The 6,861-nt window shown below is 56.5% G+C and carries 6 protein-coding genes and 2 pseudogenes; 5 read left to right on the plus strand and 3 right to left on the minus strand.

Features of this window, described 5'->3' with window-relative positions; genetic code table 11:
- From EOA38_RS23635 to EOA38_RS23655, 5 genes and pseudogenes are all read left to right on the plus strand, one after another.
- The coding region (locus tag EOA38_RS23635) for a LysR substrate-binding domain-containing protein (protein WP_245480902.1) at nt 1-597 on the plus strand (597 nt) is incomplete at its 5' end.
- 132 nt (nt 598-729) lie between these two features.
- Entirely contained in the window at nt 730-1,578 is an 849-nt protein-coding gene (locus tag EOA38_RS23640; RefSeq protein ID WP_245299532.1) for an AraC family transcriptional regulator, read from the plus strand.
- 132 nt (nt 1,579-1,710) lie between these two features.
- Nucleotides 1,711-2,586, plus strand: coding sequence for a hypothetical protein (locus EOA38_RS23645; RefSeq protein ID WP_127300368.1), 876 nt, complete (start codon nt 1,711-1,713; stop codon nt 2,584-2,586).
- A 364-nt stretch (nt 2,587-2,950) separates the two neighbouring features.
- The gene (locus tag EOA38_RS23650) at nt 2,951-3,649 is read left to right on the plus strand and encodes a glycoside hydrolase domain-containing protein (protein ID WP_066991384.1); all 699 of its coding nucleotides are present in this window, start codon (nt 2,951-2,953) and stop codon (nt 3,647-3,649) included.
- 499 nt (nt 3,650-4,148) lie between these two features.
- Nucleotides 4,149-4,440 (plus strand): annotated as a pseudogene (locus EOA38_RS23655) (IS1595 family transposase); the annotation flags it as partial.
- A 130-nt stretch (nt 4,441-4,570) separates the two neighbouring features.
- Here the strand turns inward: EOA38_RS23655 and EOA38_RS23660 are convergent.
- From EOA38_RS23660 to EOA38_RS23670, 3 genes and pseudogenes are all read right to left on the minus strand, one after another.
- Nucleotides 4,571-4,809: pseudogene (locus EOA38_RS23660) on the minus strand (transposase); the annotation flags it as partial.
- 59 nt (nt 4,810-4,868) lie between these two features.
- A complete protein-coding gene (locus tag EOA38_RS23665) occupies nt 4,869-5,480 on the minus strand; it encodes a 4'-phosphopantetheinyl transferase superfamily protein (RefSeq protein ID WP_065012153.1) in 612 nt (203 codons plus the stop codon).
- Nucleotides 5,481-5,692: 212 nt separating this feature from the next.
- The coding region (locus tag EOA38_RS23670; RefSeq protein ID WP_245480903.1) for a thioesterase domain-containing protein at nt 5,693-6,861 on the minus strand (1,169 nt) is incomplete at its 5' end.

Here is a 6,861-nt window from a genome sequence, read left to right on the forward strand (position 1 = left end):
CTCGACATCGTCACCGGCTCGTTTCTAACCGGCGCGCTCCGGCGCCTTGAGCAAGGCGAGATCGATCTGGCCGTTGGGCAGACCGGTGGCACGCCACCGGGCTTCTTTCGGCGCAGGCTCTATACTGACCGCTTCGCCTGCCTGCTACGTTGCGACCATCCAGCCTTGGCGCAGGAATGGACGATCGAGGCCTTCGCTGCCCTGCGCCACGCTGCTATTGACTCGGATTCTAAGGGCGGCTTCGGACGGGTGCATGACGATCTGGCAAATTTACACCTCCAAGATCGCGATCCGGTGCTGGTTTCCAACCTCCTGACGGCCGCTGTAGCCATCGCGGCGACCGATCTGGTGCTGATTGTACCACACCGCGTCGCTACACGGATCGCCGCCTTGCTCCCCCTAGCGATTGTCGATCCGCCGGTGGAACTGTCGCCTTACGAGGTTGGGCTGATTTGGCACGAGCGTTGCCATCGCGACCCAGAACATCACTGGCTGCGCCGCAAGATTGCCGCCGCAGCGGCGGCGGGAACAGAGTTGGCGCGTCCATCGACAATGAGAGAGCAAACGGCTGATGCTTCGCCAAGGGAAGAAGCGTGATGCGATCGAGGTCTGGCACTATCTTCAGGACCGAGCCAGTTCATTACCCCCCTCGTCCATCGGACGCGGTGCTGGTTCCGCTGTCCCAACTCAGAGAAACCGACGCGCGCTGACTTCGAGCGAGCATCTGCTGTGAAGAAGGTATTCACACTTACAGCCAACTACACAAACCAAGACCCACCTTCTTCGACCGCCGTTCGGCCGCATCAAGGCTTTCGCAGGCCAAGTCCTCAAGGTGTTACCGAGGTGCATGCATCGATTCTGGCCGCGTATCTTGGCCCGGACCCTTTAGCAGGTAAGTGTTTGTCACAAATTGCGAGTTCTCGGATCTTCGGCAATCTGCCCAACGATGTGCGGCAGATCGATATCCTTGAGCACCGTTTGTTGCGGCCAGGGCGCTGCGCGCAAATCGTCATCATCGATTGCCGCGAATGGGAGCAACATGGGTACGGTCATGCGAAGCTCTCGTCCGGACTGGTGCAACTCGCCCTGGTTTCCGAAGGCAGGCTGGACCGAGAGGCGGTTTTCTCCGACGGGTATTCCGATTACCTGTTGTGGCCACTGATCGAGCAGGAAGTTGTGAGCAGACTGACCGCCTGCGTCGCTCAGATCGCGCGGCGTTCTGCACCGCTATTCTTCTCAGCCGACCCCCTCGTTCAGAAGGCTTGCGATCTGCTGGTACAGCGTGTCGGTCAGCAGATCGCCCTCAGCGAACTGGTGCGCATAGCCGGGACCAACAAGACAACGCTCGTCAACCGCTTCGAGGCTGCCTTTGGCTGCGGGCCTATGACCTGGTTACGGCACTACCGGATGATGGAGGCTGCCGGCCGCTTGCGAAGCGGGCATGAAAGCGTGGCCGAGGTCGCTGAATCCTTAGGCTACGAAAACAGCAACAATTTCTCCACGGCGTTCAAAGCGATTCATGGGCTCTCGCCGCTGCGCTATCGCAAAATGGCGGCGCGCAGAGAAAGGTCTGCCTGAGGCAAAGGTGGGGATCGGAACAAACTGTTATACAGCTAGTGAAGACACGCGAAGATCACCTGATACTCAAGCGTTTACGCACTCCAGGGACTTTGCGACTTTCACAGCAACGGTCAGAATAGGAAGATAAGCATGTTGAACGCGGTCGCAGCGCATTTTCAAGGGCATGAACAGAGCTATTCGGACAAGAACTATGAGGTGGCGAGCGCGTTTTTCGGCGCCAAGTCCCTTCTTTTGGCGCAGCCAGGTGCTGCGCGCCCCAGTGACGACACGATCGCCAACGATCAAGGAACAGTACAGTTTCACCTCATTGGTCAGACGACCGATGACCCGGCGTACAGCGGCATCATGAAAGAAAATCAGGACAACCTTCTGGCAATAGGAGGACTCATTCACGACTACATGCATACCCATCATCCTAAGGTTGATGCGGAAAAACTTGACATCAACACATGGACGAACGTTGTGGGCAACATTCCCGACCTTTCGATGGGAGGGCAAAAACAGAAAGGTTACTCAAACAAGTTTGCTGGGACCTCCGTCTCAGCCACGTTCCTCTCCTTGATCGCGAAGGCGATCGTCACTGACGGGGCGTCTCTGCTAACGGATTTCGAGTCCTTCCTCACTGAGATGGGCAACCTGACCTTCAGCGCCAACAGCAAGTCGCAGCAGTACAAGGCTCTGACATGCACCTACCAAAGCTACCTTCTCGATAACGGGGCAGGCGGATATTACGACTACGGAGCAATTGTTCTGCGAGAAGTCAAGTTCAATGAGTACTTCCTTGATCTAAAATATTCTTGCTCGTCGGCTCGGTACGTCAACGTCGACATAAGCTATAAAGAGGTTACCAATATCGTTCAGACTCGCCGGATCCGCAGCGGCGGCCCCGATTACAAAAACTTCCAGGAGATCGTGAATAAGAACGCCACCGAGCAGTTTATGAATGCCAAGAACTTCTTTAACGGTGGCTCGACCCCGCAGCAAGACATCACGCCCCAGGTCTGATTCTAATGATTGGTCTCGAAAGCAGCAGCGCACCAACCGACGGTGTCAATTCGAAGGAACCTCGCCAGCGTCATAGATCAGGTCCGGCTGACAGCGGTGCCGACGAACTCCGGCCCCGCTTCTATAAGAAACCAACTATGAAGGCCTGAATCTGTCAAACAAGGATACGCAGTCCACTATCGCGCAGGTTTTCGGTCGCTTCGGCCCGCCGAGCGACTCACCTTACTACCTGCGCGTCTTGCCCTGATCCGTATGCCAGACGTTACATTCAGCCAAAAGGAGCAGCACGCTCGTTGAATATGTGAATACCGCAGATTTCGTCAGCGGAGCGAAGTCGGTGGTGCGCTTTGTAGCGGGAAAGCCCATGCCCTATCATGAAGACTTCGCGAAGGCGGACGGATGGTCCGCAGCGGATGTCAGCGTCCGTCTCAACAATGCGGCAGGCCGGAAATTTCTCACTTTCTTGCGAAGATCGGGGGTGACCACGGTCATTCGGTATTACGCGAGTTCCGCGAGGCCAAAAACCATCACACCAGTGGAGGCCAAACTACTATCTGGGCACGGTTTCGGAATTCTGCCGATCTTCCAGGACAGCAGCCGCCATATTTCCAATTTCTCGAGCTCGATCGGCACTGCGAATGCAAAGAGTGCTATGGGGTTCGCAAATCGCGTCGGTCAGCCGAAAGATAGAGGCAGTACGATTCTTTTCGCCGTCGATGGGGACTATCCGGCTAAGCAGATCGATGGTCCTATCCTCGCGTACTTCCACGCGATTAAAGATGAGATCGACGGCACTTTCGCCATCGGCGCGTATGGTTGCGGTGCGGTGCTCTCAAAACTAATGGCGGAGGGATTGATCACGGTTCCATGGATATCTATGTCGCACCTGTTTCTTGGAACCGAGCAGTTCTTCTATTCCAACCGATGGTCGATGCGGCAGGTACCTCCAGAGGTTACCCATGGCCCCTCTGGGGTGGGCTATGATCGCAATATCGTTCGGGTTCCTCGGAGGGAGATCGGGGCCTTCCAAGTTGATGAGTCGGGCGAAGGCTCGCTGGCCTAGGCTGGCGAGACGGACGGCTCGTAGACGCGGCAAGCTGAAAACGTTGTCGGATTTTATGTTCGCAGAGGTCTCCGACGTCAACGGCGAGTGTAAAGTTGTCGCGGAATCTCGCAAATCGTCTCTCCACGCGCTCGCCCGCTACAATCGAGCGGCGCGGCCGCCATCATCATCCCCGGAACTACTGCAGCGCCGTCGACCCACGCCCAACCGGCGGCCGAGATTGGGCACCAGTACCAGGCCGGCTATGAGGCCGAGGCCGCCCGCCGCTGGAGCTCAAAAATCTCGCGGCTCTCCCGGTAGTACCCCCGCGCAGAGAGCAGGTTGGCGGGTTTGCCGTTTTTCGGCCGTTCGGGTCAGGGTAGGTTCCATAGACAATTCGCCTTGCTGGATATCGTGTTGTCATATCGAGCGGCATCGTCGCACGCTCGTCAACTAAAGACAGCTAAAGGCTTGTGGTCATGGCCTTCCCATGCAGAACGGTGATCTGGAGGGGATGAGAATGCCTGAAACGATGCTCGCGGCGCTTGCCAACATTCGGACCGTTGAGGAAATGATCGTGGCCTTCCGGGGATCCTTCCGGGATGAACAGCATTGCCGGCGATTGCTGGAAATTAGGTGTGGCCAGAAGACAGAACCTGTCCGGCCCGTGGTTATAAGCGTTCGATCGCGCTTGCCGGCCGCGATACCCCGCTGCATTCGACCAAGCTGACCTTGCGTGTTTGGCTGAAGCCATGTGGCTGATGCTCCAGTCGGACAAGCGCTTGTCCTCGGTCCGGCTCGCCGAGATCCTTGTCTTTGGTTGATAAAGGCAGCGTGTCTGCGGGAACAGTTCGTGTTCCGGCTCCCTGTACTTTCGGGCTGCCAAAGGACTTTGCGAGCCAAGTTAGCTCGTTGCCGCAGGCAGTTGGCTTCTGGCGCGGCATCCTTCAACGCGGCATTGTCGAGCATGGTGTCGGCCAGAAGCCGCTCAGCCGCGTGTTCTCGTCCTCAAGAGCCTTCAGTCGCCGAGCCTCGGAGACATCCATCCCGCCAAAGCGGCCCTTCCATTGTGATCGCGGCGTCGCTGACCGCGTGCTTGCGGCACAGATCGCGAACCGACACTCCGTCCTCATGTTCCTTCAAATTCCGATGATCTCTTGAGAAAAGCGGCTACTTTTCATGTCCAAGTCCTCTCGACGGGCCAGAACGAACGTCAACCGGATTAGATCAGCGGGCAAGGTCACCATTTCGGCCATGAATACGCCAACCCGATTACATTGTTGGAAATAAGTAACTCGAGCGAAAACGTGCAATTTGCCTTCGCCACGTACCCTAATCGCGCAGAGATATCAATTTCCACATCCTGGAATTCAATGAAATGATTGTACAGTGGAAAACACGCCTTATACACCGCCTCCTTCAAAACGAAGAGGTCCCGCCGCTTGAGCAGATGTAGATCGTACATGCGTTGCTCGTTAGGGGTGGCAATCAATTCGATCAGGTTCTCCGGCAGAGGTTCATTAGGCTCAATGTCGATGCCGAGAGCCGCAATCCGTTTGGTCCCTGCAATGGCGGCGGCGGCTACGGTATCGTGGTGGGCCAAAGATCCGACGACGCCGGGTGGCCAGATCGGAACACCAGAGCGCGTCTTTAGGATCGGCAGTAGTGGGAATCCCAGTTGCCCAAGGAGTGTTCTGGCGACTACTCTTGCAGCACCGCTTTGGCGGCGAACTTTGGTAACAGCGCGTCCCAACGAGGTAACTTCGGAATCGTACAAGGTGGCTTCGTCGCCCGCTTCTATGGGACGGATGCCGACGAGGATGTTCTGTTGATCAATGGTGATAGTCTCCATTCTATCTGGTCCCCTTTGAGCTTTTCGGATGACAAGCTCAGCTCATGCAGCTTGGCCTTGAAGTTGCTCGACTCGGTCGTCGACCAGTAGAGGCGGCAGACCAAATATGCTTCCCATCTTTGGATCACCGAGCCAGAACTCTCCGACATTTGGGGATTGTCGCGATCCGAGACTGAACCTCGTCTGGGTGCCAGAATCTTCGGTGCAGTTCGCTAGGGATCTTTTTCAAGAACCCCGGCTAAGTGCGTAGAAATAGCTCGGGCCAGAGCCTTGCGGTTTTCCAGAACACTCATCATCGTCACGTGGTCGCCTACAATCGGTACGGCAGTAATGGCGTCCGGACTCAAGACTCGGTCCCAGCCGCGCATAGGCGAACGTGCCTCTGGGCATAATGAACTCTTAGCTTGTCGTGCCCGAGAACTGAAGAGAGCCTCGGTGGCATAAAACTGATGTATCTCAACTGGCAGGGTTGGGACTTGGTACGCCTGCAGCGCCTCGTGAAACCGGGCGGTCCTTTCATACATCAAAACATCGTTATGGAGATTACGATCCAGAGGTATTGCCCCAATTTGCTGAGCCTTTTCGAGCAGCTGAGCGATTGAACTTTGTCTAGCAAATTGCTCCAACACTTCGAAGTTCTCATCATCTAAGGGTTCAAAAGAATCCAGTACCACGTCTCGTACCATTTGGATGGGTGATATTTCTGTCAAGTTTGCAGGTAGCGTAACATCGATCAACGCGATGAAAGAGATAGCTTCATCGCGACCCAGTAAGAGCTGGGCTATGGCGTAAGCCAAGATTCCGCCTGATGAGTATCCAGCGAAACGATACGGACCCCGCGGCTGGATCTTTCTAATCGCCACGATGGTCTCCGCGGCTATCGCCTCAAGAGTTGGTGGACCAAGGTTATTGAAGGGGGGCCATGGCAGAGCGTAGACGGCACAGTCTACGTCCATTTCCTCCATCAACCTGGGGACGTAGGAACAATCGCCAAAACCTGTGGGGACAAAGAAGAGCGGTGGCTGCGATCCGGTCGCCTGTACGGAAATCACTCCAGGAGTCCTGGGCTGTGGCTCCAAATGAACCTTCGATGCAAGTTCCTTCAGAACAGGGGCTCGGAAGAGGTCGGCGGCGCTAAAGTTCAGCCCAACATCTAATGCTCGACTGAGTAACTGCACCGCCAGGAGCGAATGGCCGCCGAGTTCGAAGAAATTATCGTGGCGTCCGACCCGCTCGACCCCGAGCAGCTCCACCCAGATCTGCGCCAGCGCCGTCTCGACCGCGCCCTGCGGCGCTTCATAGGCGGCGTGCGCATAGGCCTCGTCGGCCGGCGCCGGCAGCGCCTGGCGGTCGAGCTTGCCGTTCGGTGTCAGCGGCAGCC

It is taken from the genome of Mesorhizobium sp. M1E.F.Ca.ET.041.01.1.1, from assembly GCF_003997355.1.
Lineage (GTDB): Bacteria > Pseudomonadota > Alphaproteobacteria > Rhizobiales > Rhizobiaceae > Mesorhizobium.

Excerpts from the sequence above, each read along its gene's own strand:
- EOA38_RS23665 (WP_065012153.1), bottom strand. The coding sequence starts at position 5,480 with ATGGAGACTATCACCATTGATCAACAGAACATCCTCGTCGGCATCCGT.
- EOA38_RS23650 (WP_066991384.1), top strand. The coding sequence starts at position 2,951 with ATGCCCTATCATGAAGACTTCGCGAAGGCGGACGGATGGTCCGCAGCG.
- EOA38_RS23645 (WP_127300368.1), top strand. The coding sequence starts at position 1,711 with ATGTTGAACGCGGTCGCAGCGCATTTTCAAGGGCATGAACAGAGCTAT.